29 protein-coding genes are annotated in these 23,487 nt (G+C 61.9%); 28 read left to right on the top strand and 1 reads right to left on the bottom strand.

The annotated features are described in order from the left end of the window. A partial coding sequence (locus tag AC07E3_RS15750; RefSeq protein WP_478363196.1) for a hypothetical protein occupies nucleotides 1–646 on the top strand: 646 nt, incomplete at its 5' end. On the opposite strand, the gene AC07E3_RS15745 is transcribed toward AC07E3_RS15750, so the two are convergent. Next, the gene (locus tag AC07E3_RS15745) at nucleotides 625–780 is read right to left on the bottom strand and encodes a hypothetical protein (RefSeq protein WP_478363194.1); all 156 of its coding nucleotides are present in this window, start codon (nucleotides 778–780) and stop codon (nucleotides 625–627) included. The genes AC07E3_RS15750 and AC07E3_RS15745 overlap by 22 nt on opposite strands. On the opposite strand from AC07E3_RS15745, the gene AC07E3_RS15740 reads away from it, so the two are divergent. From AC07E3_RS15740 to ccmE, 27 genes are all read left to right on the top strand, one after another. Next, nucleotides 779–1,390, top strand: a complete 612-nt coding sequence (locus AC07E3_RS15740; protein ID WP_478363192.1) for a hypothetical protein — start codon at nucleotides 779–781, stop codon at nucleotides 1,388–1,390. The two genes, AC07E3_RS15745 and AC07E3_RS15740, sit on opposite strands and share 2 nt — an antisense overlap. Nucleotides 1,391–1,676: 286 nt before the next feature. Next, nucleotides 1,677–2,156, top strand: a complete 480-nt coding sequence (locus AC07E3_RS15735) for a hypothetical protein (RefSeq protein WP_336065879.1) — start codon at nucleotides 1,677–1,679, stop codon at nucleotides 2,154–2,156. Next, nucleotides 2,089–3,387: a DNA-packaging protein gene (locus AC07E3_RS15730; RefSeq protein ID WP_478363190.1), complete on the top strand. Its 1,299-nt coding sequence runs from the start codon at nucleotides 2,089–2,091 to the stop codon at nucleotides 3,385–3,387. Before AC07E3_RS15735 ends, AC07E3_RS15730 begins: the two co-directional genes overlap by 68 nt. A 32-nt stretch (nucleotides 3,388–3,419) precedes the next feature. Beyond that, nucleotides 3,420–4,589, top strand: a complete 1,170-nt coding sequence (locus tag AC07E3_RS15725; protein ID WP_478363188.1) for a phage portal protein — start codon at nucleotides 3,420–3,422, stop codon at nucleotides 4,587–4,589. 723 nt (nucleotides 4,590–5,312) lie between these two features. After that, complete coding sequence (locus tag AC07E3_RS15720) at nucleotides 5,313–5,720, top strand: hypothetical protein (RefSeq protein WP_349366653.1); 408 nt, start codon at nucleotides 5,313–5,315, stop codon at nucleotides 5,718–5,720. Between the two features lie 31 nt (nucleotides 5,721–5,751). Next, nucleotides 5,752–6,417 (top strand): hypothetical protein, encoded by a 666-nt coding sequence (locus AC07E3_RS15715; protein ID WP_478363186.1) that lies wholly within the window; start codon nucleotides 5,752–5,754, stop codon nucleotides 6,415–6,417. 494 nt (nucleotides 6,418–6,911) lie between these two features. Further along, the gene (locus AC07E3_RS15710) at nucleotides 6,912–7,271 is read left to right on the top strand and encodes a DUF6107 family protein (RefSeq protein ID WP_336065866.1); all 360 of its coding nucleotides are present in this window, start codon (nucleotides 6,912–6,914) and stop codon (nucleotides 7,269–7,271) included. A gap of 3 nt (nucleotides 7,272–7,274) precedes the next feature. After that, nucleotides 7,275–7,958: an HK97 family phage prohead protease gene (locus AC07E3_RS15705; RefSeq protein ID WP_478363184.1), complete on the top strand. Its 684-nt coding sequence runs from the start codon at nucleotides 7,275–7,277 to the stop codon at nucleotides 7,956–7,958. A 10-nt stretch (nucleotides 7,959–7,968) separates the two neighbouring features. Further along, nucleotides 7,969–9,222, top strand: a complete 1,254-nt coding sequence (locus AC07E3_RS15700; protein WP_478363182.1) for a phage major capsid protein — start codon at nucleotides 7,969–7,971, stop codon at nucleotides 9,220–9,222. A 74-nt stretch (nucleotides 9,223–9,296) separates the two neighbouring features. Next, entirely contained in the window at nucleotides 9,297–9,866 is a 570-nt protein-coding gene (locus tag AC07E3_RS15695) for a head-tail connector protein (protein ID WP_336065860.1), read from the top strand. Next, entirely contained in the window at nucleotides 9,866–10,201 is a 336-nt protein-coding gene (locus tag AC07E3_RS15690; RefSeq protein WP_336065858.1) for a phage head closure protein, read from the top strand. Before AC07E3_RS15695 ends, AC07E3_RS15690 begins: the two co-directional genes overlap by 1 nt. Further along, the gene (locus AC07E3_RS15685) at nucleotides 10,198–10,362 is read left to right on the top strand and encodes a hypothetical protein (protein WP_478363180.1); all 165 of its coding nucleotides are present in this window, start codon (nucleotides 10,198–10,200) and stop codon (nucleotides 10,360–10,362) included. The genes AC07E3_RS15690 and AC07E3_RS15685 overlap by 4 nt, the downstream gene beginning before the upstream one ends. After that, nucleotides 10,343–10,750 (top strand): DUF3168 domain-containing protein, encoded by a 408-nt coding sequence (locus AC07E3_RS15680; RefSeq protein WP_322339421.1) that lies wholly within the window; start codon nucleotides 10,343–10,345, stop codon nucleotides 10,748–10,750. Before AC07E3_RS15685 ends, AC07E3_RS15680 begins: the two co-directional genes overlap by 20 nt. Nucleotides 10,751–10,778: 28 nt before the next feature. After that, nucleotides 10,779–11,195, top strand: a complete 417-nt coding sequence (locus tag AC07E3_RS15675) for a phage major tail protein, TP901-1 family (RefSeq protein ID WP_349366657.1) — start codon at nucleotides 10,779–10,781, stop codon at nucleotides 11,193–11,195. Beyond that, nucleotides 11,192–11,530, top strand: a complete 339-nt coding sequence (locus AC07E3_RS15670) for a gene transfer agent family protein (RefSeq protein WP_336065849.1) — start codon at nucleotides 11,192–11,194, stop codon at nucleotides 11,528–11,530. The genes AC07E3_RS15675 and AC07E3_RS15670 overlap by 4 nt, the downstream gene beginning before the upstream one ends. After that, nucleotides 11,527–11,775, top strand: a complete 249-nt coding sequence (locus AC07E3_RS15665; RefSeq protein WP_478363178.1) for a rcc01693 family protein — start codon at nucleotides 11,527–11,529, stop codon at nucleotides 11,773–11,775. The genes AC07E3_RS15670 and AC07E3_RS15665 overlap by 4 nt, the downstream gene beginning before the upstream one ends. Further along, the gene (locus AC07E3_RS15660) at nucleotides 11,772–12,314 is read left to right on the top strand and encodes a phage tail tape measure protein (protein ID WP_336065844.1); all 543 of its coding nucleotides are present in this window, start codon (nucleotides 11,772–11,774) and stop codon (nucleotides 12,312–12,314) included. Before AC07E3_RS15665 ends, AC07E3_RS15660 begins: the two co-directional genes overlap by 4 nt. A gap of 18 nt (nucleotides 12,315–12,332) precedes the next feature. Then, the gene (locus AC07E3_RS15655) at nucleotides 12,333–12,974 is read left to right on the top strand and encodes a phage distal tail protein, Rcc01695 family (RefSeq protein ID WP_478363176.1); all 642 of its coding nucleotides are present in this window, start codon (nucleotides 12,333–12,335) and stop codon (nucleotides 12,972–12,974) included. Then, nucleotides 12,971–13,861 (top strand): DUF2163 domain-containing protein, encoded by an 891-nt coding sequence (locus AC07E3_RS15650; RefSeq protein WP_478363174.1) that lies wholly within the window; start codon nucleotides 12,971–12,973, stop codon nucleotides 13,859–13,861. The genes AC07E3_RS15655 and AC07E3_RS15650 overlap by 4 nt, the downstream gene beginning before the upstream one ends. Then, complete coding sequence (locus AC07E3_RS15645; protein ID WP_478363200.1) at nucleotides 13,861–14,334, top strand: NlpC/P60 family protein; 474 nt, start codon at nucleotides 13,861–13,863, stop codon at nucleotides 14,332–14,334. Before AC07E3_RS15650 ends, AC07E3_RS15645 begins: the two co-directional genes overlap by 1 nt. Nucleotides 14,335–14,340: 6 nt before the next feature. Continuing rightward, nucleotides 14,341–18,303, top strand: coding sequence for a baseplate multidomain protein megatron (locus AC07E3_RS15640; protein ID WP_478363172.1), 3,963 nt, complete (start codon nucleotides 14,341–14,343; stop codon nucleotides 18,301–18,303). 26 nt (nucleotides 18,304–18,329) lie between these two features. Further along, entirely contained in the window at nucleotides 18,330–18,536 is a 207-nt protein-coding gene (locus tag AC07E3_RS15635) for a hypothetical protein (protein WP_336065830.1), read from the top strand. 541 nt (nucleotides 18,537–19,077) lie between these two features. Next, a complete protein-coding gene (locus AC07E3_RS15630) occupies nucleotides 19,078–19,749 on the top strand; it encodes a response regulator transcription factor (RefSeq protein ID WP_065818396.1) in 672 nt (223 codons plus the stop codon). 9 nt (nucleotides 19,750–19,758) lie between these two features. Beyond that, nucleotides 19,759–21,177: an ATP-binding protein gene (locus AC07E3_RS15625; protein ID WP_336065826.1), complete on the top strand. Its 1,419-nt coding sequence runs from the start codon at nucleotides 19,759–19,761 to the stop codon at nucleotides 21,175–21,177. A gap of 148 nt (nucleotides 21,178–21,325) precedes the next feature. Further along, nucleotides 21,326–21,697 (top strand): RT0821/Lpp0805 family surface protein, encoded by a 372-nt coding sequence (locus AC07E3_RS15620; protein WP_478363170.1) that lies wholly within the window; start codon nucleotides 21,326–21,328, stop codon nucleotides 21,695–21,697. Between the two features lie 210 nt (nucleotides 21,698–21,907). After that, nucleotides 21,908–23,029, top strand: coding sequence for a c-type cytochrome biogenesis protein CcmI (gene ccmI / locus AC07E3_RS15615; protein ID WP_478363168.1), 1,122 nt, complete (start codon nucleotides 21,908–21,910; stop codon nucleotides 23,027–23,029). Between the two features lie 7 nt (nucleotides 23,030–23,036). Beyond that, on the top strand, nucleotides 23,037–23,471 hold the full coding sequence (gene ccmE, locus AC07E3_RS15610; RefSeq protein WP_478363166.1) for a cytochrome c maturation protein CcmE: 435 nt from the start codon (nucleotides 23,037–23,039) through the stop codon (nucleotides 23,469–23,471). Nucleotides 23,472–23,487 lie beyond the last annotated feature (16 nt).

The following is a 23,487-nucleotide window of genomic DNA, read 5'->3' as shown; positions in this document are numbered from 1 at the left end:
GCTTGAACTCGCGGCTAAACTTCCTTCTCTGCATTCACAAACTCCGGTTTCGTCAAAAACACCTTATCTCGGTGTCCACGAAACCGGCAGCAGGCCACTAAGCAGAAAGCGCGAAAGCTTCTCCGAAAACGCAAGAAAACGTTACTGTGAAAACCGGGGAGAGGGCGACATGAGAACTTGTCGCCACTACGCGAGTCACTCAAACGTAAAAGGCGACCGTGGTTCAGACGGTCGCCTTTACGTTGAAACCAAGCCGTTGGAGGGCTTGTTTGTGATCACGTCCCTTAAGTCGCGCGTTACGCGATTCACGTCAAGCCCTCCTGTGGCCCAAATCACAGGTGCAAATATGGCAAACCTTATAGTTAGTTATGACCTGAACGGACCTCGCCCCACGCACAAACAGATGGACGATCATCTGAACGCGCTGGGGCCAACTTTCGTGCGTGGCCGGATTCTTGAGACAGTCTGGTATGTTGGAGGTCCAACAAACGCAACGGCGCTGCGGGGGTATATCCAGCAAATCCTGAGCCAAAACGATCTTCTGATTGTGGCGGAAGTATCAGGCGCAGCATGGACCAAACTCCTAGTGGATACCGCCCAATTCAAAGCAACGTTCGAAAGGAATCAGCACCGCTTGGCAGCTTGATCCTTCAAGCTGTCGCGAGGCTTGTCCTTCTCGCGCTTCGCGCCCTTCCCGGTCTTGTGATCGGGAGGGGTCTTCAACAGGCGGCGCAATACCTCGTCGCCCTTTTCCTGATCTTTTTCTTTGGGGTCTGCCATGATTGATGAATTTTCCTATCCCACATCGGAATCGCGAATGATCACGTTCCAAATCGGTGCCATTTGCGTAACGTGGTCCCATATCGATAGCTACCTAGGCATGATCCTTGGTCGCTACATAAACGCGCCCGCGAAACACCTCGACATCGCCACTGACATCATCGATTTGAGCCGGAAATGCGACCTAATAAAAGCCTTCGCGATCCTTCAAGAGGACAAAAATTCCTACAAGAGGCTTGAGACAGCCCTGAACTTTCTCGACAACGACTTGCGCCCAACACGGAACCGTTACGTTCACGATAACTACAGCTTCTTCACGGGCGAAAATATTCGACGGATCGTACGGACGAAAGTCGTCAACGTTCAAGCCTTTCAGAAGCAACTGATCACCAGAACCGAGCATCCGGTAACAGCAAGTGAACTCGTCTTGTTCAACGAAGATTTAGAGCGATGCGCCAGCTATCTTGCTTACCGCTTCATTGCGCTGCTAAGCGATCCCGATAAAGCCAACCCACAAGCGATTGAGGCGATACACGAGGTGGGCGACGACTACTACTCTGCCCTGTCTGAAGTCATCGCAAAATACAAATCGCAAACCAAAGCCTCTTGATCGACATTGATCAAACGGTCCTCAGCGACATGAAACCTTAATAGACCAAGCGACCTGCTCAGAATTGCGGGGTCGATCTCAATTTCCTCAGTTCGATTTGCCGGCCTGTCATCGCGAATCATGGCATTTCGCCTTCTAGTACGTCAAGTATATAATTAGGAAAAAATTCTTGACAGCGTAACGGTTCGCCGGTAGGGTTCATGCATGGTCGCAAAGTTGCGGCGTTTCGAGGCGGGTCCTTTGACGGGGGCGCGCCTTTTTTTGTTTTCGGACATGGATGGACACTATGGGCAAGATGGGTGCGGCCGATCTGATGGCGGTGCGCGCGCTTCGTGAAGGTGCGCCGCCTTCTTTTGAACTGCTGGCACTGGCAAGCGGCCGCTCGGAGCGGCTTTTGCGCAAGCGGGCGCAGGAGGAAAAATGGGGGTCGCCAGACGATCCGGCGCTGCCGCCATCGATTGAGCGGACGCAAAGCATGATCGGGATGCTCTTCAATCAACTCCAGCGGGCAATCGAGGATGCGGTTCATCGCGATCTTTTCGACAAGGGGCGGATCGAAGGCCTCGGTTCGATGCTCAAGATCGTGGAAAAGATGAACGAGATCGTGATCGAGCAGCAGGACATGGATGGAAAGCACGCCCCCAGCGATGAAGAGATGGCCGCCGCACTCGACCGCATTGACGACCGCATCCGCTGCCTTGCTGCAGAGCTTGCAGAGCGGCTGGGCAAGGCTGAACCTGCAACAGGAGCTCGCACACGCCATTGAGCGGGAATGGCTGGGGGTCGCGCGGCTCGCGCAATATCCGCTTGGTGCGATTTTCGACAGCTGGCTGGTGATGGGCGGCCGAGGCGCCGGCAAGACCAGGCTGGGCGCGGAATGGGTGAATGCGCTGGTGCGGGGTTTGCCCCCCTTTGCTGGCGGGATGCGATATGGCCGGCTGGCCCTGATCGGCGAAACGCTCTCTGACGCACGAGAAGTGATGGTGGAGGGGCCTTCGGGAATTCTGGCGATCTCGCGGCGTGCGCGCCCACGCTTCGAGGCGAGCAGGCGGCGCATCGTGTGGGAGAATGGCGCGGTGGCGCAGCTTTTTTCTGCCGAGGACCCGGACAGTCTGCGCGGGCCGCAATTCGATGCGGCCTGGTGCGACGAGCTGGCCAAATGGAGACAGGCGGATGCGACATTCGACATGCTCCAGTTCGGCCTGCGACTGGGGGAACGGCCAAAGCAGCTTCTGACCACGACGCCGAAGCCGATCTCGCTGATCCGCAGGCTGATGGACGATCCGCATGTGACCGTGACGCGGATGCGCACGGACGAAAACCGGGACAATCTGGCGCCGGGCTTCATCCGGGCGATAAGAGCGCGCTATGCGGGCACGCGGCTTGGGCGGCAGGAGCTTGATGGCGAACTGATCGAGGATCGGCCTGACGCACTGTGGACGCGGGCGATGCTGGAGACGGCCGGGACCTTTGAGCAGAGGGATGACCTTAAGCGTATTGTCGTTGCGGTCGACCCGCCGGCGGCTTCCAGTCGCAGGTCGGACGCCTGTGGGCTGGTGGCGGCGGGGCTCGATGCGGCAGGCCGTGGCGTGGTTCTGTGCGACGAGACGGTCAAGGGGGCCAAGCCGCAGGAATGGGCGGCACGCGCGGTGGCGCTTTATCACCGGCTTGAAGCCGATTGCCTTGTGGCCGAGGTGAACCAGGGCGGTGAGATGGTGGCGACGGTCATTGCCACGGTGGATGCAAGCGTGCCGGTGAAGGCGGTGCGGGCAACGCGGGGCAAATGGCTGCGGGCGGAGCCGGTGGCCGCACTTTACGAGCAGGGGCGGGTGCGCCATGCGGCGCGCTTTCCCGAGCTTGAGGACGAAATGTGCGATTTCGGCCTCGACGGGCTTTCGGGCGGACACTCGCCAGACCGGGTGGATGCTCTGGTCTGGGCCTTGAGCGAACTCATGCTTTCGAACCGGCGGGAGCCGCGCGTGCGCGCACTCGGCTGAGCAGATAAAGAAACACGGATCGGGAAAATCACATGGCTTGGTATTGGCCCTGGGCAAAGCGTCCGGGAGGTGCTGTCGCGCCGGTTGAAACCAAACAGATGCATGCCGGCGGCTTCGTCGCGTTGCACCGGGAGGCGGAGGCGCGGTTTACGCGGCGCGACTATGCTGCGATGTCGCGCGAGGGGTTTATGGCCAATCCGATCGCGCATCGTGCCGTGCGGCTTGTGGCGGAGGCGGCAGCGGCGATCCCCTGGCTGCTTTACGAAGGTGCGCGGGAGCACAACGCGCATCCCGTGCTGGAGATGATGGCACGGCCCAACCAGCGCCAGGCCGGCAGCGGCTTCATGGAGGCGCTTTACGGGCATCTGCTTCTGTCGGGCAATGCCTATCTGCGCATGCTGGAAACGGGGACGGGCACGCGCGAACTGCATCTATTGCGGCCGGACCGGGTGTCGGTGGTGGCGGATGCGGGCGGCTGGCCGGTGGCACTGGACTACCGCGAGGGCAAGGCGCGCGAGCGTGTGCCGCTGGAAGCGGGTGCGGCGCTGCAACTCACCCTCTTTCATCCACTCGACGATCACTATGGTTTCGCGCCGCTGGGTGCGGCGCTGATGGCGCTCGACACGCACAACCAGGCGGCGCGCTGGAACAAGGCGCTGCTCGACAACTCCGCGCGGCCTTCGGGAGCGCTGGTCTATGCGCCGAAAGAGGGCGGGAACCTTTCCGACGACCAGTTCGACCGGCTGAAGGTGGAACTGGAACAGGGCTATGCGGGTGCCGCGCGCGCCGGACGGCCGCTGCTTCTGGAAGGCGGGCTCGACTGGAAGGCGATGAGCCTTTCGCCGCGCGACATGGACTTCATGGCGGCGAAGAATGGCGCTGCCCGCGACATCGCGCTGGCGCTTGGCGTGCCGCCCATGCTGCTCGGCATTCCCGGCGACAACACCTATGCCAATTATCAGGAGGCGAACCGGGCCTTTTACCGCCTGACCGTGCTGCCGCTTGTGGGGCGGGTGGCGAAGGAGTTCTCCGCCTGGCTCCAGCCGGTGTTCGGCGCTGGCGTGCGGCTCTGGTACGACGCCGACGGCATCGAGGGGCTGGCCGCCGAGCGCGAGGCGCTGTGGAGCCGGGTGGGCGCTGCCGACTTCCTGAGCGACGAGGAAAAACGCCGGGCCGTGGGCTATGGCCCGCATGGCGAGTGAGGCGCTTTATGGTGGATATGGAAATGCTTGCCGCCCGAATGCGCGGGGAGGCGGCATGGGTCCGGCTGCTGGCTGCTGCAGGGCGGCTGGAACGGGCACTGAAGCGCAACCCCAGGTGGCATATTCAGCCGCGCGTTCAGGCGGGAAATCCTGGTGGCGGGCGGTGGACGGACGGGGGTGGGTCCGTTGTGGTGCCGGCAAGCGGGCGGGCATCGCGTATTGCGCGAATGCGCCGGCGCTATCCGGGCGCATCGCTCGCGCAGATCACGCGTCTCGAGATTGCTGTCAGTCAGGCTCGGTATCATGTGGGCCGTGTACGGCGGCTCGATCGGAATTGGCGCGGATCGACAAGCGCCACGTCCACCATACGCGGTGAAATACTTCATTTCGAGGCTGTTGCCCGACAGGCGCGTGATCGCTTTCGGGAGCTCACCCGTGGGGCGGTTCCCCATTTCAATCCTCTCTGGGGACGCAGGCGGTTGCTGAAAGAGCTCTTTCGAAACGGGTACAGATTTGAGCGCAATGCCAAAAGTGGAAATGGTGTGATCTACCGCAACCAGCGTACCGGCGAGGCGGTTCGCATCATGGCAAGCCCCCGGGAGAGTTCCCGCACTACAGTTGACGCGAAAATCCTTTCAAAATCTACTATAGGTATAGGATGAGGGATGGTCTCTAAGAGCAGCCGCACACACCCATTCCTGACACCGATTGAGATAGCGACCCATGAATATGATCGATGAAATCGGTGCAAGGATTCTGGCTTCGCTTGAGGAAAGCTGGGAGGATAATGTCTTTACTCTCATCAACACGGTGTACCATCCGCCTTCAAGCGCAGATGTGATCGAATACTGCAGTGCGATCAGGTGTTTGAAGCAGAGAGAGCTCGTCAGTTTCTCGTGGAGGATACTCAGTCCCGGTGACTGTCCGAGTTTAACTGAAAGCGAGACCAGCGCCCTGCTGGATTCGTTGGAGGACTGGTTTGTGCTGGGCGAAGACGGAAACTGGACATGTGGTAAGGGCGAAATTCGTACCACCGTCATTCCGCAACTTTTTATCGGCGAAGGCGGTGGAGCTGAACTGGCCGAAAAACTGGTCCATGATCGCGGGTTCGAATGGTGGATTCATGAATGATGAACACTGCGAACCGCCAGTGTAGCCGATCATGACCACGATCGATGAAGTCTGCAACCGTTTGCTTGCCACATTGGAGGAAAGTTGGGAACAGAACATTTTTACCCTGATCAATACGGTGTTCGAGCCACCTTCCCGTAGTGATCTGGTTGAGTTTTGTGAGGCGGTTAGGTTTCTGCACAGGAAAGGACTTGCGCAATTCTCGTGGGATACGGTGAAACCTGGCAGGTGTCCTCCCATGTCGGAGGCCGAAACTGTGGAGTTTCTGCGTTCCATGGAAAGCTGGTTTGTCCTTGCGGATGACGGCTACTGGACCTGCAGCAAGGGCGATTTTGGCAGAATGAACATTCCGCAGGTCGTCATCGGGGAGGCGGGTGCTCTTATCGGTCAGAAGCTCGAATATGAACGCGGGACTGAATGGTGGACCGCGCGCAGCCAGACGCTGGACCGCATCCTGTGCATTCTTCTGGCGGAGTGGAAGCCGGAACTGGTGGAGAATCTTACAAAGCTCGACCGCACCTACACCGATCAGATGTGGACTTTTTACGGCTTGCTGGAAGATGGCGTTTCGGCGGAGGACCTGAAGTATCATCTGCTTGCTGCGGAGCGCATGCTTCCTGAGCTGGTGCCGGACTGGAAGAGGATCGATCGGCTGGCCGGGCAGCTGCTGCAAGTGGACATTCCAGAGGACCGGTAGAACCCGCAATCGGTGTGATGACGGGTTGTCTTGCTCTCGGGTGGGGGGCGCGGATCGACATGCGCTATGTCGACCATACGCGGTGAAATAACTCATTTCGAGGCTGTTGCACGACAGGCGCGTGAACGATTTCACGAGCTGACCCGTGGAGCGGTTCCCCATTTTAATCCTCTCTGGGGACGCAGGCGGTTGCTGAAAGAATTCTTTCGAAGCGGGTACAGATTTGAGCGCAATGCCAAAAGGGGGATGGTGTGATCTACCGCAACCAGCGTACCGGCAGTGAGGCGGAACTGTATCGATATCTGGCGAAGGCTGTCGCCAAGCGTGAGCGCCGGGAGCGCCTGCTTTGCTGTGAAAGAAGACTGCTTTAGCGCCTGTTTGATGATCTCGGCGACAGTCTCACCATGAGTGCTGCCTGACGTTTGGATGCTGCATAGGCGGCCGGGCATTTGAGCCCGGTTATTTCAACAAGATCCCGAACGAGGATTTTTCCGATGACCGACATGACCCATGCGGGCTGGATATGGCTCGCAAAGGGGGCTGGCGCTGTGGCCGGCTCCGCCATTTCGCTTGCCTATATCCTGCCCAATCACCGGCGCGATGCGGCGATCCGCTTTGCGGTCGGTGTGGTGTGCGGGATGGTTTTCGGCGGGGCGACGGGGCTGAAGCTTGCCGAAATTCTGGAACTGACGGAACGGCTGGGCGCGGCCGAAACCATGCTGATGGGAGCGGCTGTTGCGAGCCTTTGCGCCTGGAGCGCCATCGGCCTGGCGCTGCGGTATTTTCAGGCGCGCCCGATTGCGCCGCTGCCGCATGGCCGTACCGACACTCTTCACGATGAGAAAGGACGCTAGAGCATGCAGGCAAAGATCGCGCCAATGCCCGATGAGCGCAAATATGCCGGGCTCGATATCGAGACGGTCGAGGCGGACGGGACGTTCTCTGGCTATGCGAGCCTGTTCGGGAAGGTCGACCTTGGCCGTGACGCGGTGGAGCGGGGCGCGTTTGCGCGCTCGCTCGAAAAACGCGGGGCGGCCGGGGTGCGCATGCTTTTCCAGCACGACCCGAACCAGCCTATCGGCACCTGGGAGGAACTGCGCGAAGACGCGCGCGGCCTTCTGGTGCGGGGAAGGCTGGCGCTTGGTGTGGCCAGGGCGCGGGAGGTCTGGGAACTGATGCGCGACCGGGCGCTCGACGGGCTTTCCATTGGCTTTCGCACGGTGAAGGCGAAGACGGAAGCGAAGACCGGCGTGCGTCGCATCGTGGAGGCGGATCTCTGGGAGATTTCCGTGGTCACCTTTCCCATGCTGCCGGAGGCGCGTGTGGACGAGGTGAAGACGGAGAATAGGGGCGCGCCGTTGCCCACGGCGCGCGAGTTTGAGCGTTGGCTGACGCGGGATGCCGGCCTGACGCGGCGCGAGGCCCGGGTGGTGATCGCCAAGGGCTTTGGCGCCTTGAGACGCGAGCGGGACGCCGCGCGGGGCTTTGATGACGGGCTTGCGGCGGTGATCCGCCAGGCGGCCCGCATGTTCAACGATTGAGGATGAAGACATGACGGCAGGACAGGCAAAACGCGCGCCGGAGGTGAAATCGGCGCTGGACGAGGGCGATGTGACGGGCGCATTCCATGAGTTCATGAACGCGTTCGAGACCTTTAAGCAGGCAAACAACGAGAAGCTGAAACAGCTTGAGACGCGCAGCGCGGACGTGGTGACGGTGGACAAGGTGGAGCGCATTTCGCAGGCGCTCGATGAACAGAAGCAGGCGCTGGACACGCTGGTTCTGAAGAAGACGCGGCCGGTGCTGGGGCGCGGCGGCGCGGCACTTCAGGACCTGGAGCGCAAGCAGGCGTTTGACGTCTATATGCGTTCGGGCGACGAACGTGGCATGCGCTCGCTTGAAGAAAAGGCAATGTCCTATGGCTCGGCGCCGGACGGGGGCTACCTGGTGCCCGATGAGACGGAGGCAGCCATCGGTGCTCGGCTGGCGGAACTTTCGCCGATCCGCTCCATCGCCTCGGTGCGGCAGGTTTCGAGTGCGGTTCTGAAAAAGCCGTTTGCGGTGACCGGTCCGGCGGTGGGCTGGGTGGCCGAAACGGCGGCTCGCCCGGAGACGGCGACGGGAACGCTGGACGAGTTGCAGTTCCCCACGGCCGAGCTCTACGCTATGCCGGCGGCGACCGCGATGCTGCTCGACGATGCGGTGGTCGATCTCGACCAGTGGATCGCCAGCGAGGTGGAGACCGCCTTCGCCGAGCAGGAGGGCGCGGCTTTCGTCAATGGTGACGGGATCAACAAGCCGAAGGGCTTCCTGAGCTATGCACAGGTGGACAATGCCACCTGGAGCTGGGGTAGTGTCGGTTACAATGTGACCGGCGCCGCAGGCGCGCTGCCGGCAACGGACTCCTCGGATGTGCTGATCGATCTGGTCTATGCGCTGAAGGCGGGCTATCGCCAGAGCGCCAGCTGGGTGATGAACCGCAAGACGCAGGCGACGCTGCGCAAGCTGAAGGACGCGGACGGCAACTATATGTGGCAGCCGCCGGCCACGCCCGGCAGCCGCGCCATGCTGATGGGCTTCCCGCTGGTGGAGGCCGAGGACATGCCCGACATCGGCGCCGACACGACACCCATCGCCTTCGGCGACTTCCGCCGCTTCTATCTGGTGGTGGACCGCGCCGGTGTTCGCGTGCTGCGCGATCCGTATTCCGCCAAACCCTATGTGCTGTTCTACACGACCAAGCGCGTGGGCGGCGGCATTCAGGATTTCGATGCGGTCAAGTTGCTGAAATTCGGCACGGTGTAATCCTCCCTCGACGACCATGCCGATGCGGCCCCGGAAGCAGTTCCGGGGCCGTTTTTTTAACGGGAGTTTCACGCATGACGCTATTTCGAACGGTCGATCCGCTGGTCGAGCCGGTGACGCTTGCCGAGGCAAAGGCGCATCTTCGGATCGGGCATCTGAGCGAGGATGCGCTCATCGAAGGGTTGATCCGTGCCGCCCGCCAGGAAGTGGAGAAGACAACCGGACAGGCGCTGATCGATCAGTCCTGGCGGCTGACGCTGGACGACTGGCCGCAGGGCGATGTGCTTTATCTGAACCGGACGCCGGTGCGCGAACTGCTTTCGGTGACGGTGTTCGACGCCGATGGTGCGGCCTCGACTGTCGATCCCGCCGCTTGCCAACTCGATGCGCATGCGCAACCGGCGCGGCTGGCGATTGCATCGCGGCCGCTTCCGGGCCGGCGGCTGAACGGCATCGAGATCGATTTCAGGGCCGGCTATGGTGAGGCGGGGACGGATGTGCCGGACCTTCTGCGGCGCGCCATCCTTCTTCTTGTGGCGCACTGGTTCGAATTCCGCGCTTCGTTTGGGGCGGAAGATCAACCGGTTTCACTGCCGGCTGGCTATCAGCGGCTCGTCGAGGGCTATCGGAAGCCGAGGTTGTGATGCGGGTGCAGTTTATCGATCCTGGAGCGTTTCGCACGGAACTCAGCCTGCAGCGTGCGGCGCTCGTTCCGGACGGGGCGGGCGGGCACACCGAGAGCTGGAGCGAGATAGCGACGGTTTTCGGTTTCATCGAGCCGGTGCGGGCATCGGCACCCTTCGGCGCGGGGCAGCGCCATGAAGAGGTGACGCATCGCATCACGCTGCGGTTTCGACCCGGCGTGAGCGGCGGCATGCGGCTTGTGCGCGCAACACGGGTTTTCACCATCCTGACAGCGCACGATCCCGACGAGACCGGGCGTTATCTGGTCTGTCTCGCCAAGGAGAAGCAGACATGAAGATGAGCATGAAACTGACTGGCGAGGGGCTGACCCGCGCGCTGCGCCGGCTGGCACACAGGGCCGCTGAAGCGGGGGAGGAGGCGCGGCGCGCCTCCCGCCTGGAGGAGAAAGCCAGGTTGGAAGCGCAGGAGCGTGACAATGCTCGACGCCGCGTTTGAACTGCAAAAGGCGGTGTTCGGCGCACTGGCTGCAGATGTGGCGCTGACGGGCGCGCTGGGAGGCGCGAAGCTCTACGATCTGGCGCCCGCCCGCACGGCCTATCCCTATGTCGCGTTCGGACCGGCCAGCGCTCATGACTGGAGCACGGATACTGAAGAGGGCAGCGAGCATTTTTTCACGGTCAATGTCTGGTCGAATGGCAAGGGACGGCGCGAAGCGCTGCAACTGATGGATCGGATCGACACGGTGCTGACGGCTTCGCCGCTCTCCATAGCGGGGCATCACCTCGTCAACCTGCGCCGCGAGGGCAGTGAAATCCGCTTCGATGAGGATCTTATCGCCTATCACGGCCTGATGCGCTTTCGCGCTGTGATCGAGCCGGTCTGACACACCAACACATCCCTGGAGAACAAATATGGGTGCAAAGAAGGGCAAGGACCTGCTTCTGAAGCTCGACACGAGCGGAGCAGGGGCATTCACGACCGTTGCGGGGCTGCGCGCCAAGCGCCTCGCATTCAACAGCGAGACGGTGGACGTGACCGACGCGGATTCGGCAGGCCGGTGGCGCGAACTGCTGGCCGGCAGCGGCGTTCAGCGTGCGGCCATAAGCGGATCGGGGATATTCAAGGACGGGGCTTCGGATGCCGCGATCCGCAGCCGGTTCTTCGCCGGTGAGGTCGCCGGCTGGCAACTGGCTATCCCGGATTTCGGCGTGGTGTCCGGCCCGTTCCAGATCACCGCCCTGGAATATGGCGGCAATCATGATGGCGAGGTGACTTTCGAGATTGCGCTGGAATCGGCAGGTGCCGTGAGCTTTGCGGAGGCCCCATGAGCAGCGTCAACCGCAGGCGCGGCGAGGTGGCCGCGCGGATCGACGGCCGGGACTATACGCTTTGCCTGACGCTGGGTGCGCTGGCCGAGCTCGAAGACGCCTTCGCCGCGGACGATCTGGGGGAACTTGCAAAACGGTTTTCGAGTGGACGCCTTTCGGCGCGGGACATGCTGCGCGTGATCGCGGCCGGTCTTCGCGGCGGCGGCCATGCCGTGAGCGAAGAGGATGTGCGGGCGATGCGCTGCGACGAGGGGGCGGCTGGCTTTGCCCGCATTGTAAGCGCGCTTCTGACGGCAACCTTCGGCGGCGGGGAGGAGCCCGCGCAAAACCCTTGAACGCCGCAGCAGCCCGCGCGAGGCCCTTTCCCTGGAGTGAGGTCATGGGATTTGCCTTTGGGGTGCTGCGGCTCTCACCGGATGGGTTCTGGTCCATGACGCCGCGCGAACTCAATTGCGCGCTGGAGGCCGTGTGCGGCAGCGCTGTCGGTGTGCCGGCACGCAATGATCTCGATCAGCTGATGGAACGGTTTCCCGATCGCCAAAACCGAGACTTAGCGGAGGCAAATCCTTGGAAGACATGACCTTTGAGATCCGCGCGGATACCAAGCCGTTCGCGGAGGCGCTGGGCGAACTGGAAAAACTGGCGGACGGCTTCGGCCGGCAGATGACCGGCGCGCTGAAAAGTGCGGTTGTCAGCGGAAAATCGTTTGAAGATGTGCTGCGCAGCATCGGCATGAACCTGGCGAGCATGGCGCTTTCGCAGGCGCTGCAGCCTTTGGCGGCGCTGGGCTCGTCGCTGTTTTCAGGCGTTGTCGGCGGCATCCTGCCTTTCGCCAAGGGCGGCGTGGTGCCGTTTGCCGATGGCGGGGTGGTCTCTTCGCCAACCTATTTTCCGATGGGCGGCGGCACGGGATTGATGGGTGAGGCGGGTGCAGAGGCGATCCTCCCCCTGCAGCGCGGCGCCGACGGGCGGCTGGGAGTGGCGGCGGGCGGCAGCGCCCCGGCGGCGAACATTGTCTTCAACGTGTCGACGCCGGACGCAGCATCGTTTCGCAAATCGGAGGCCCAGATCACGGGCATGCTGGCGCGGGCTGTCTCGCGTGGCGCCAAAACCTTTTGAGGCAGGAGAAGAACCGGCATGAACGCCTTTCATGACGTGCGGTTTCCGCTGGCCATTTCGTTTGGGGCCACGGGCGGGCCAGAGCGGCGCAACGAGATTGTGCAACTGGTGTCGGGCCGCGAGAAACGCAATGCGCGACAGGCGCTGGCGCGGCGGCATTACGATGCCGGCACCGGGTTGCGCTCGCTCGATGACGTGCATGAAGTGCTTGCCTTCTTCGAAGCGCGGCGGGGCTCGCTGCACGGCTTTCGGTTCCGAGACCCGTTCGACATGAAATCATGCCGGCCCTCGGAGACACCGACAGAGCACGATCAGACCATCGGTACGGGCGATGGCGTGACAGGACGCTTCGAGCTGACGAAGACCTATGGGGAGGGGCCGGAGGCCGTCCGGCGCCCGATCACCCATCCCGTGGCCGATACGGTGCTCGTCGCCGTCGACGGTGCGCTGAAGGAAACGTCACTCGACTATGCAGTCGACGGTGAGACCGGTGAGCTTGTGTTCCAGCCCGGGGCCGTGCCGGCTGTGGGTGCAGTCGTAACAGCCGGGTTCGTCTTCGACGTGCCCGTGCGCTTCGATATCGAACGGCTGTCTGTGAGCCTGAGTGCTTTCAGGGCAGGGCAGATCCCCTCGATCCCGCTGGTGGAGATACTTGCATGACATCAACAGGCGAAACATTGGCCGCGCACATTGAAGGGGAAGTCACCAGCCTTTGCAATTGCTGGCGATTGAGCCGGTCCGATGGCGCCGTGCTCGGCTTCACCGATCATGACAGGGCGCTCCAGTGCGACGGCACAAATTTCCAGCCGGAGACGGGTTTCACGGCAAGCGAGGCCAGATCGTCGTTCGGGCTTTCGGTGGACACGGTGGACGTGGCAGGAGCGCTTTCCGCCTCTGATATCCGGGAGGAGGACATTCTGTCCGGACTCTATGACGGAGCAAGGGTCGAGACACTGCTCGTCAACTGGCAGGACCCTTCGATGTTTCAGAGACTGCGTGTTGCCGTGATCGGCAAGGTGACGCGGCGGGATGGAAGTTTCGTTGCCGAGCTGGAAAGCGAGGCCTGGGCGCTTGATCAGCCGAACGGGCGAACCATTGGGCGCGGTTGCGACGCCGAACTTGGGGACCATCGATGCGGCGTGAACCTGAACGATGACCGCTTTGCGGGCAGTGGTACGCTTCTTCGCGTCGAAGATGGCGGTGTCGTGGTGGTCGCGGGGGTTGGTGCCTTTGAGACAGGTTGGCTTGACAATGGGGTGTTGACCTGGACCAGCGGTGCGCATTCAGGCCGGAAGGAGCGCGTGATCAACCATATGAGCGCTGGTGGTGAGGCCCGGTTGTCATTGTGGCGGGAAGCGCCGCTGGCCGGAGAAACGGGAGACGCGTTCACGATTGTCGCCGGGTGCGACAAGCGGTTTTCCACCTGCAAGGCGAAATTCCTGAACCAGCGGAATTTTCGCGGGTTTCCGCATCTGCCCGGCGATGATGCGGCCTATAGCTATGTGCGGGACGAGGGTGTCTTCGACGGCAAGGCGCTGGTGAAATGATGCAGCGGCAATTTTCGACAGAAGCGGCCCTGCGAAATGCCATTGTGGGCGAGGCGCTGAGCTGGGTCGGGACACCCTATCGTCATCAGGCAAGCCGCAGGGGCGTGGGCTGCGACTGCCTTGGTCTGCTCCGTGGCGTATGGCGGAACGTTTTCGGCCGCGAGGCTGAGGATCCGGGCGTTTACAGCGCTGACTGGGCTGAAAGCACGGGAGAGGATCGGCTTCTTGCTGCAGCCAGACGGCACTGCCTGGAGCGGGCGCATTCAGAACCAGAGCCGGGCGACATGGTGATTTTTCGCTGGCGCCCGCATCTCCCGGCCAAGCATGTGGGCATCATGACGGCGTCAGACGCATTCGTGCATGCCTATGAGGGAAGCGCGGTCGTGGTTTCACCACTCGTGCCGCAATGGCGCAGGCGCATTGCGGGTGTCTTTGCCTTTTCGATGCCTGCACCCTCCAGATCCGGAAAGTAGGAACTCATGGCTACACTCGTCTTGCAGGCGGCTGGTGCATTCATCGGTGGCCTTCTTGGCCCTGTCGGCGCGACCATCGGAACCGCCGCAGGTGCCTTGGCCGGATATGTTGTGGACCGGGCTCTTTTTGGCGGGTCGCAGCACTACGAAGGGCCGCGCCTCGCGGCGGCAAGGCCCTTTTCCGGGGAAGAAGGCGCGCCATTGCCCAGGCTCTACGGCACCGTGCGCACCGGCGGGACACTGATCTGGGCGACGCGGTTCGAAGAAACCAGCACCACGGAGCGCCAGGGTGGCAAGGGCGGACCAAAGGTTACCACATACGCGTATTTCGCCAACGCTGCCTTCGCGATCTGCGAAGGGGAAATCGCAGGCGTACGGCGCATCTGGGCCGACGGGCAGGAGGTGGATCAGAGCAAGGTCAACATCCGGATCTATCGGGGAACCGAGGACCAGCTACCCGATCCGCTGATCGAGGCGAAACAGGGGGCGGGCAACGCACCAGCCTATAGGGGAACCGCCTATGTCGTCATCGACCGAATGCCGATCGACGATTATGGGCGGCGCATACCGCAGCTCCAGTTCGAGGTTCTTCGACCGGTTGGCGCGTTGAACGGGAAGATCGGTTCCGTCGCCCTCATCCCCGGTTCCACCGAGTTCGGCCTTTCACCTGAAGCGGTAAGAATCCACGAGAAACCTGGGCATCATAAAGTTCTCAATCGCAATACGCTGGTTGCGGAGAGCGATTTTGAGGCCTCGCTCGACGAGTTGCAGGCGCTGCTGCCCAACCTGAAAAGCATATCGCTTGTGGTCTCCTGGTTTGGCACGGACCTGCGGGCGGGCAACTGCCAGATCAAACCCATGGTGACCACGCATGGCGGGAGCGCTTTCCCGATTCACTGGGGAAACATCTGGTCGCTTATGGGCGTTCCTTCGTCGTTCTCCAGTCACCTGTTTGGCGGCGGTGAAAATGAGAGGTGGCGGGTTTCCGGTCTGCTACGGGGGAACGCACCGATCGTCTCATTCACCGAAAACGGTGCCGCTTATGGGGGGACGCCGTCAGACCATACGGTGGTGGCTGCAATCCGGGCAATCAGGGCGCGGGGGCTAAAAGTCTGGCTCTATCCGTTCATCATGATGGATGTGCCTGCCGGCAACAGTCTTCCGAGCCCCGACGGGGAGGCGCATCAGCCGGTCTATCCCTGGCGGGGGCGGATCACGTGCTACCCGGGGCCGGGGCGCCCGGGAAGCGCCGACAAGACGGCAGAGGCTGCCGCGCAGGTATCCGCTTTGCTCGGCAATGCCGGCACCGCAGAATTTGCGCAGGCAGGTGATACGGTCGATTTCACCGGTGAACCGGAGGACTGGGGGTACCGGCGTTTTCTCCTGCATTATGCCCATCTGGCGGCGGTGGCCGGTGGTGTGGATGGTTTCCTGATCGGTTCGGAACTGCGCGGGCTGACAGGGCTACGGGATCAGAACGGTCAATTCCCCTTTGTCGAAGGCCTAAGGGTGATGGCCAACGAAGTGCGCGGACTTCTGGGGACGCAGACCACAATCACCTATGGCGCGGACTGGACCGAGTATTTTGGGCATCAGCCTGCCGATGGCAGCGGTGATGTGCTGTTTCACCTGGACAGGCTCTGGGCGGACGATGCCATCGACGCGGTGGGCATCGACAACTACATGCCGCTCGCCGACTGGCGCGACGAGGACTATACCGGTGACAGCCCGGACGGGTTTTCCGGGCCCTACGACCCGACCGGACTGAAAGCAAATATCGCCGCAGGCGAAGGTTACGACTGGTACTATGCGAGCGAGGCGGACCGGCACGCGCGGCTTCGCACGCCCATCACCGACGGGGCGCACGGGAAACCCTGGGTTTTCCGCTACAAGGATCTGGTTTCGTGGTGGTCGAACCAGCATTTCGACCGTCCTGGCGGCGTGGAGCAATCCGCGCCTACCGGATGGGTGCCGGCGTCAAAACCGATTATTTTCACCGAGCTTGGCTGCCCGGCGGTCGACAAGGGGCCGAACCAGCCGAACGTGTTCCCGGATGCCAAGTCGTCCGAGAACGCCTTGCCATACTATTCGAACGGCGGACGTTCGGACCTGGCGCAGCATCGTCTGCTCGAGGCGCATTATGCCTATTGGGCACACACGGGATCTCACAACCCTGTTTCGCCCGTCTATCAAGGGCCGATGGTCGATCCGAAGATGTTCAGCCTCTGGGCATGGGATGCACGGCCCTTCCCGGCATTTCCCAATCGCGGCGACATCTGGGGAGATGGCGGAAACTGGGCATGCGGACATTGGCTCAATGGCCGCGCAAGCAGCATGACGGTCGGCGATCTGATCAACGCCATTCTGAAAGACCATGGTCTGGCGCCAGCGGAAACGATGCATGCCGATGGCGCGATCGCGGGCTATGTGGTCGCCAACCCGGCCACAGCAAGGGCCGCCATCGAGCCGATTGTCGATCTCTTCGGGATCGGCGCCCATGAGCGGGACGGGGAACTCGTTTTCCGCTCGCCGGGAGCGGCCCTGAAGGATGCACGGGAGGTTGCGGAACTGGCAACGGAAGCCGATGGCGCCGTTTTCGAGCGGATACGCGAACCCGACCACGCGTTGCCTGCTGAACTGCATGTGGATTTCCGCGATGAGATGCGCGACCACCAGGCCGCGACGACGCGCGCGGTTCATATCGGTGCGAAAGGGCGACGAAAGCATTTTCTGAGTTTCCCGGGCGTATTGGCAGCGCCGGAGGCTGAAAGACAGGCAAAGGACTGGCTGCTGCGCCACTGGGCGGCGCGGGAAGAAGCCCGCTTTGCGTTGCCGTTTTCCGCAGATCGGGTGCAGCCGGGTTCGATCCTGCGTCTTCCGGAGATTTCGGGTTCGACCCGATATCTGGTCACCGAGGTCGAAGACGGCCTGTTCAGCAGCGTGAAGGCGCGGCGTGTGCACGCCAATCCCGCGCCTGCGGCACGATCAGCTTCAACGCCACCGTCAGACGATGGCGAGCAGGGCGAAAGCGCTGCCTTTGCGCTGTTGCTGGACCTGCCCTGGCAACCGGGCACAAGGGAAGCGGAAGAGCAGTTTCGTGTCGCTGTCCACGCAACCCCATGGAGCAGCCACGTGGCGTTCGCCTCACCCGAGGAGAGCGGCTTCGAAATGCGGAGCCGGATTGCCCGGCGTGCCACCATCGGGTTCCTGAGAGAGGAACTGGGCGCCGGCGTATCAGGTCGGCTGGATCGGAGCCGGACAATCATCGTGGAGCTCCTTTCCGGTGCATTGGAGAGCGTTTCGCCGGCGCAGCTCGTCAATGGCGCCAATGCGGCCGCGGTGTTCAGCGGGGCCGGAGCCTGGGAAGTGCTGCAGTTTACGACCGCAGAAGAGATCGAGCCATCGGTGTGGCGGCTTGACGGGCTTCTGCGCGGGCAGCTTGGCACCGACGACGCAATGCAGGCCGGTGCCCCGGAGGGGGCTGGATTCATCCTGCTCGATCAGGCCGTACAGGCGGTGGGACTGCGTGCCACGGAGGCCGGGCTTGAACGCCATTGGCGCATAGGCCCCGCCGGCGAGGCGTTTGGCAGCGCCCGCTTCTTTCAGATGCAGGCGGTGGGTGGTCTGAGAGCGCTGATGCCCCTGTCACCGGTGCATCTCAGGGCCCGTAAGGCCTCGTCGGGTGCGGTCGTTCTTTCCTGGATACGACGTGGACGCATGGATGCCGAAAGCTGGCTTGGCGACGATGTTCCGCTTGGTGAAGCGAGCGAGCGTTATCGGATCGACATAGCCGGTGACGATGGCGCTCCGCTCCGCAGCGTGACTTCCGAGACTACGGAATGGACCTACACGCCGGAAATGAGGGCTGCTGATTTTCCGGCGGCGCCGTCAGAGATCCGGTTCACCGTGCGTCAGGTAAGCGCGCAGGTCGGTCCGGGCATACCGGCGACAGTTTCCGTCGCCGGCTGAGCACCAAACAAGCGAAAGGAAAAAGGATGAATGACAGCAAACCCTGGTACCTGTCCCGCACGATCTGGGCGTCGATGGTGACAATTGCAGCGACGGCGGCAACCATGCTGGGCTACCCGCTGGGCGATATCGATAGTTCCGCCGTATCCGAGGGGCTTCTGCAGGCGGTTACCGCAATTTCCGGCCTGATCGCCATCTTCGGCAGGATCCAGGCCCGTAGCCGTATACGGTGACACAACGAAGCAGGGGCGCAACCGGGCGGCTGCGCCCCTGCTTCGAAAGGGCAGGAACGGGTAAAATGACATGCTGTTCATTTCCTATTCAGCCTCGATGGGGTACATCGGATGCATGTTCTGGCATCGCGCACATAAACCCGGCTTCCTCGCGGCTCTGGCTCTTCTGCCGGTGCTGCTCTGGCCCACGGCATCGCCAGCCCAGGCGGGCGTCGATTGCTACTCTGTCGGTTCACGGGTCGCTTCCCAAAACGGTGGTACGCTGGTTCAGGCAACTGCGGAGACACAGGGAGGACAGACCGTCTGCAGGGTGGTGGTGGTCATTCCGGGGGGCAACGGGGAACGCCCTAAGCGGGCCGAATTCGTAGTACCCGCAAACTAGAGCGCTTTCGCTTTTTGTTGAAACGCAGAAACGCTCTATCCTATTGATTTTGCGCAATTCCGGACGGAAAACCGGTTTCCACTTTTCCTGGAATTGCTCTAGTGTCGCGCAGCGGCGGCGACAAAGCCAATTTGTGAAACGAACCAGGTCGAGGGGTTAATGCGCATTCTCGTTGTCGAAGACGACAAGGATCTGAACCGGCAGATATGCGAGGCGCTGACCGACGCCGGTTACGTTGTGGACAGGGCATTTGACGGTGAGGAAGGGCACTTTCTCGGCGACACCGAGCCATATGACGCGGTGGTCCTCGATATCGGCCTCCCGCAGATGGACGGCATCAGCGTGCTGGAACGCTGGCGCCAGGATGACCGTAAAATGCCCGTTCTGATCCTCACCGCACGCGATCGCTGGAGCGACAAGGTGGCTGGCATCGATGCGGGAGCCGACGATTACGTGACCAAGCCGTTTCACATCGAGGAAGTGCTCGCACGGCTGCGCGCGCTCATCCGACGCGCAGCAGGCCACGCCTCGACGGAACTGCGCTGTGGGCCGGTGCGCCTCGACACCAAGGCCTCCAAGGCCGATGTCGACGGAATCCCGCTGAAACTCACTTCCCACGAATATCGGCTGCTTGCCTACCTGATGCATCATCGGGACACGGTTGTCTCGAGGACGGAACTGGTCGAGCATCTTTACGATCAGGATTTCGACAGGGATTCCAATACAATCGAGGTTTTTGTCGGTCGTCTGCGCAAGAAACTCGGAGATGTGGACCTGATCGAAACCGTGCGCGGCATGGGGTATCGCCTGCGCGAACCGGAGGCCGGTTAGGCCCCGGTGATGACTGATCCGAAGACGCAGTCCTGGCTCAGGCGGATCGTATCCCGCTCGCTTGCGGTGCGCGTCATCGCGTTTTCATCTTTTTGGGCGGTCATCGCGCTGGTTGTCATCGCAACGATCATCTCGGCCTTGTTTCGACAGGTGTCGGAACGTGGTTTTGATAGTGTTCTCTCCGCCTATCTCAACAATGTAATCGGCTCGGTGGGCATCGCTGAAGACGGTGACCTGCAGGGCAGTCCCAATCTCGACGATCTGCGCTTTCTGCAGCCCCAATCCGGCTGGTACTGGGCGGTGGAACCGGTGACCAGCGATCTGGGCGGGGCACTGCGCTCGCCGTCAATGGCGACGCCGATCCCTTCGCCGGATAGCAGTGATGTGCCGTTTAACACGGGGTTCCAGCGCAGCTATATGACGGTGGGACCCGGCGGCGATACGATCGAGGTGGTCGAGGCAGAACTCGTGGTGGGAGATCAGGGGCAGGTGGCCCGCTTTCGCGTCATGGGCAATCGGAGCGAGCTGGAGGAGGAGGTCAGCCAGTTTGTCCGCAAGCTCTATGGCTACCTTGCCATATTCGGTCTCGGCATGATTGCGATCAACGTCTTCGCCATCCTTTACGGTCTGCGCCCGCTCAATCGCGTGCAACAGGCCCTCTCGGATATTCGGGCGGGTTCTGCGCAGCGTCTGGAGGGGCCGTTTCCGACGGAGATCGAATCGCTCGCTGATGAAACAAATGCGCTGATCGACAACAACCGCCGCATCGTTGAACGCTCACGCAAGCAGGTGGGCAATCTGGCGCACTCCCTCAAGACGCCCCTGGCGGTGCTCATGAACGAAGGGCATGCCGTTGGCGGCGAACGCGGGAAGCTGATCACCGCACAGGCGACCGCGCTGCAACAGCAGCTTGATCATTATCTGCAGCGGGCGCGGGCCGCCGCACAGCGCGACAGTCTCGTTTTTCGCACGCCGGTCAAGGCGTCGCTGGAGCGAATGGCGCGCGTGATGGGCAAACTCAATCCTTCCATCGACCTTCAGGTGCAATTCCCGGATGAACCGCTGATCTTTGCGGGAGAGCGGGAAGACCTGGAGGAAATAAGTGGCAATCTCATGGAAAATGCCATGAAATGGGCCCGAAGCCGGGTTTCTCTTTCCGTGGAGGAAGGAGAAACGCAGGGCGATGGGCATGGCGTTCTGATTCTCATCGAAGATGACGGTCCGGGCATTCCGGAGGAAAAGGCGCGTGATGCGCTGAAGCGTGGCCGGCGGCTCGATGAAACAAAGCCGGGAACGGGGCTTGGGCTTGCGATTGTCGCAGACCTGGTGGAAGAGTATGGTGGTTCTCTCGCTTTGGAACGATCCTCGCTTGGCGGGCTAAAGGCTGTTGTTTCCTTGCCGCGCGCAGAAACCCAGGGTGCCAGCTGACGAGAACTGCCTAAATTGGGCCAAATCGACGCCTTAAATGCCTCGCAAACGATAAGTGTGTCTCAGGGGACCATCGGGATCAATGAAAGTCGCAGCAGTTTTTGCAATAGCGTTCTCCGCGGTTTTGTCGGGCTGCCTGAGCAGCGACATGTCGGGTTCGCAGCTTGAGCCAAATCAGTTCGCGGCATCCCAGGCGGCGGCAGACAGCTCCGCCATACTGGGCATGGAGGGTGGTGGCCTGATTGGCGGCGAATTTGGTGAGGCACTGTCGCGCCGGCAAAAGCGCCTTGCGATAGAGGCTGAATACAAGGCGCTGGAGAACACACCGGCCGGACAGGATGTCTCGTGGCAGGACACAGGCTCAGGCCGCGCCGGGACGGTGCGCGCGGCACAGCCTTACCGCGTTGGTTCCCAGGATTGCCGGCAATACACCCATACCATCCAGATCAACGGCGCACCGCGCGAAGCGCGCGGGACCGCGTGCCGCAATGAGGATGGAAGCTGGATGCTGCTCGGCTAGAGCAATTCCACGAAAAGCGGGCACCGGTTCTCCATCCGGAACTGCCTAAATATAATAGGATTGAGCGCTTCTGCGTTTCAATGAAACTTGGAGGCGCTTCAGGAGCAGGCCCTGCCGCCATGGTCGCAATCCCCGCAGCAGGACAGGTTTGCCAAATGGCCGCAGGTGCGCCGAGTTGGCAGCGTCTTTCCTGACAGCTATTTAGGACCCATGTTGTTCTGGATCCTCGCAGCTTTTCTGACCTTCGTCGCAGCCTTTGCAGTGCTGCGGCCTTTTGCCGTGCGCAGCACGATGTCCGAGGACGCACGCGCGCACGATATCGAGGTCTATCGTGACCAACTCGAGGAAGTTGAACGGGATGCCGAACGCGGGCTCATCGGGCATCAGGAATCCGAGCAGGCGCGCGCCGAGATCGGACGCCGGATTCTGAGGGCTTCAGAAGCGGCAGGCGGGCAGAAGGCACATCTGGCAAGCCAGCGCGTGACACGCCTGACGGCAGCGATCGCCGTGCTCGCCGTGCCACTGGTGAGCTGGGGGCTCTATGTGTTCACCGGGTCGCCGGGCATGCCCGCGCAGCCCCTGCATGCGCGGATGACCGAGGAGCCCGCCGAAGCGCCGATTGATGAGCTGGTTGCACGGGCCGAGACACATCTGGCAGACAATCCCGACGATGCGCGCGGCTGGCAGGTGCTGGCGCCGGTTTACATGCGTCTGGGGCGTTTTGGCGATGCACAGACAGCATTGCGCAACATCATGCGCCTGTCGGGAGATACGGCGGATATGAAAGCGGCATTGGGCGAGGCGATCGTCGGTAGTGCGCAGGGCATGGTCACGGCTGAGGCCGAGGCAGTCTTTCAGGAAGCGCTTGTTCTTGATCCCAGGGAGCCGAAGGCACGCTTCTTCCTGGGGCTGGCGCGCGCACAGGACGGCGCGATTGACGAAGCCCGGTCGCTCTGGCGTGAAATGCTCGACGACCTGCCGGAGGCTTCGCCGTGGCGCTCGGCGGTTGAGCAGGCTATGGCGCGTTCGGGTGGTGCCGCCGAATCCGGCGCGGGGCCCAGTGAAGACGAGGTCGCGGCCGCGTCGGACCTCTCCGGGGCTGACCGGCAGCAGATGATCGAAGGCATGGTCGCAGGACTGGACGAGAAGCTGCGTGAAAATCCGGCCGATCTGGATGGCTGGCGGCGTCTCATTCGTTCATACATGGTGCTGCAGCGTCCGGAAGCCGCGAGAGAAGCCTTGGAGCGGGCCGTGGCGGCATTCGGCCCGGAGGCTCCTGAAAGCGACGACCTCAAGGGATTCGCGGCCGATCTCGGCGTCGTTATCGAATAGGTTTGATGTGACACGGAAACAGAAAAGACTGGCGATCATCGCAGGCGCGATCGGCTTTCTCGGTGCCGCCACCGGGCTGACCCTCTATGCTCTGGGGGAACAGACCTCTTATTTCTACATGCCCGGTGATCTGGCGGAAAAGCCGGTTGCTGCGGGCCAGCGCATCCGCCTTGGCGGTCTCGTGGAAAAGGGGTCCATCGAACGCTCCGACGATACCCATGTCCGCTTTGCGGTGACCGATGGAAGCGAAACGGTGACGGTGCGCTACAACGGCATCCTTCCCGATCTCTTCCGGGAGGAGCAGGGGGTGGTCACCGAGGGTGTGTTCGACGAGAGCCAGACCTTTGTCGCCGATACGGTGCTCGCCAAGCATGACGAAAACTACATGCCACGCGAAGTGGCCGACAGTCTCAAGGAAAAGGGTATCTGGCAGGAAAACTGACGCTGGTGGAAAACCC

The organism is Nitratireductor lacus, assembly GCF_056431025.1.
Note: the sequence above shows the minus strand (reverse complement) of the source record. Positions and strands in the feature narration are given on the sequence as shown.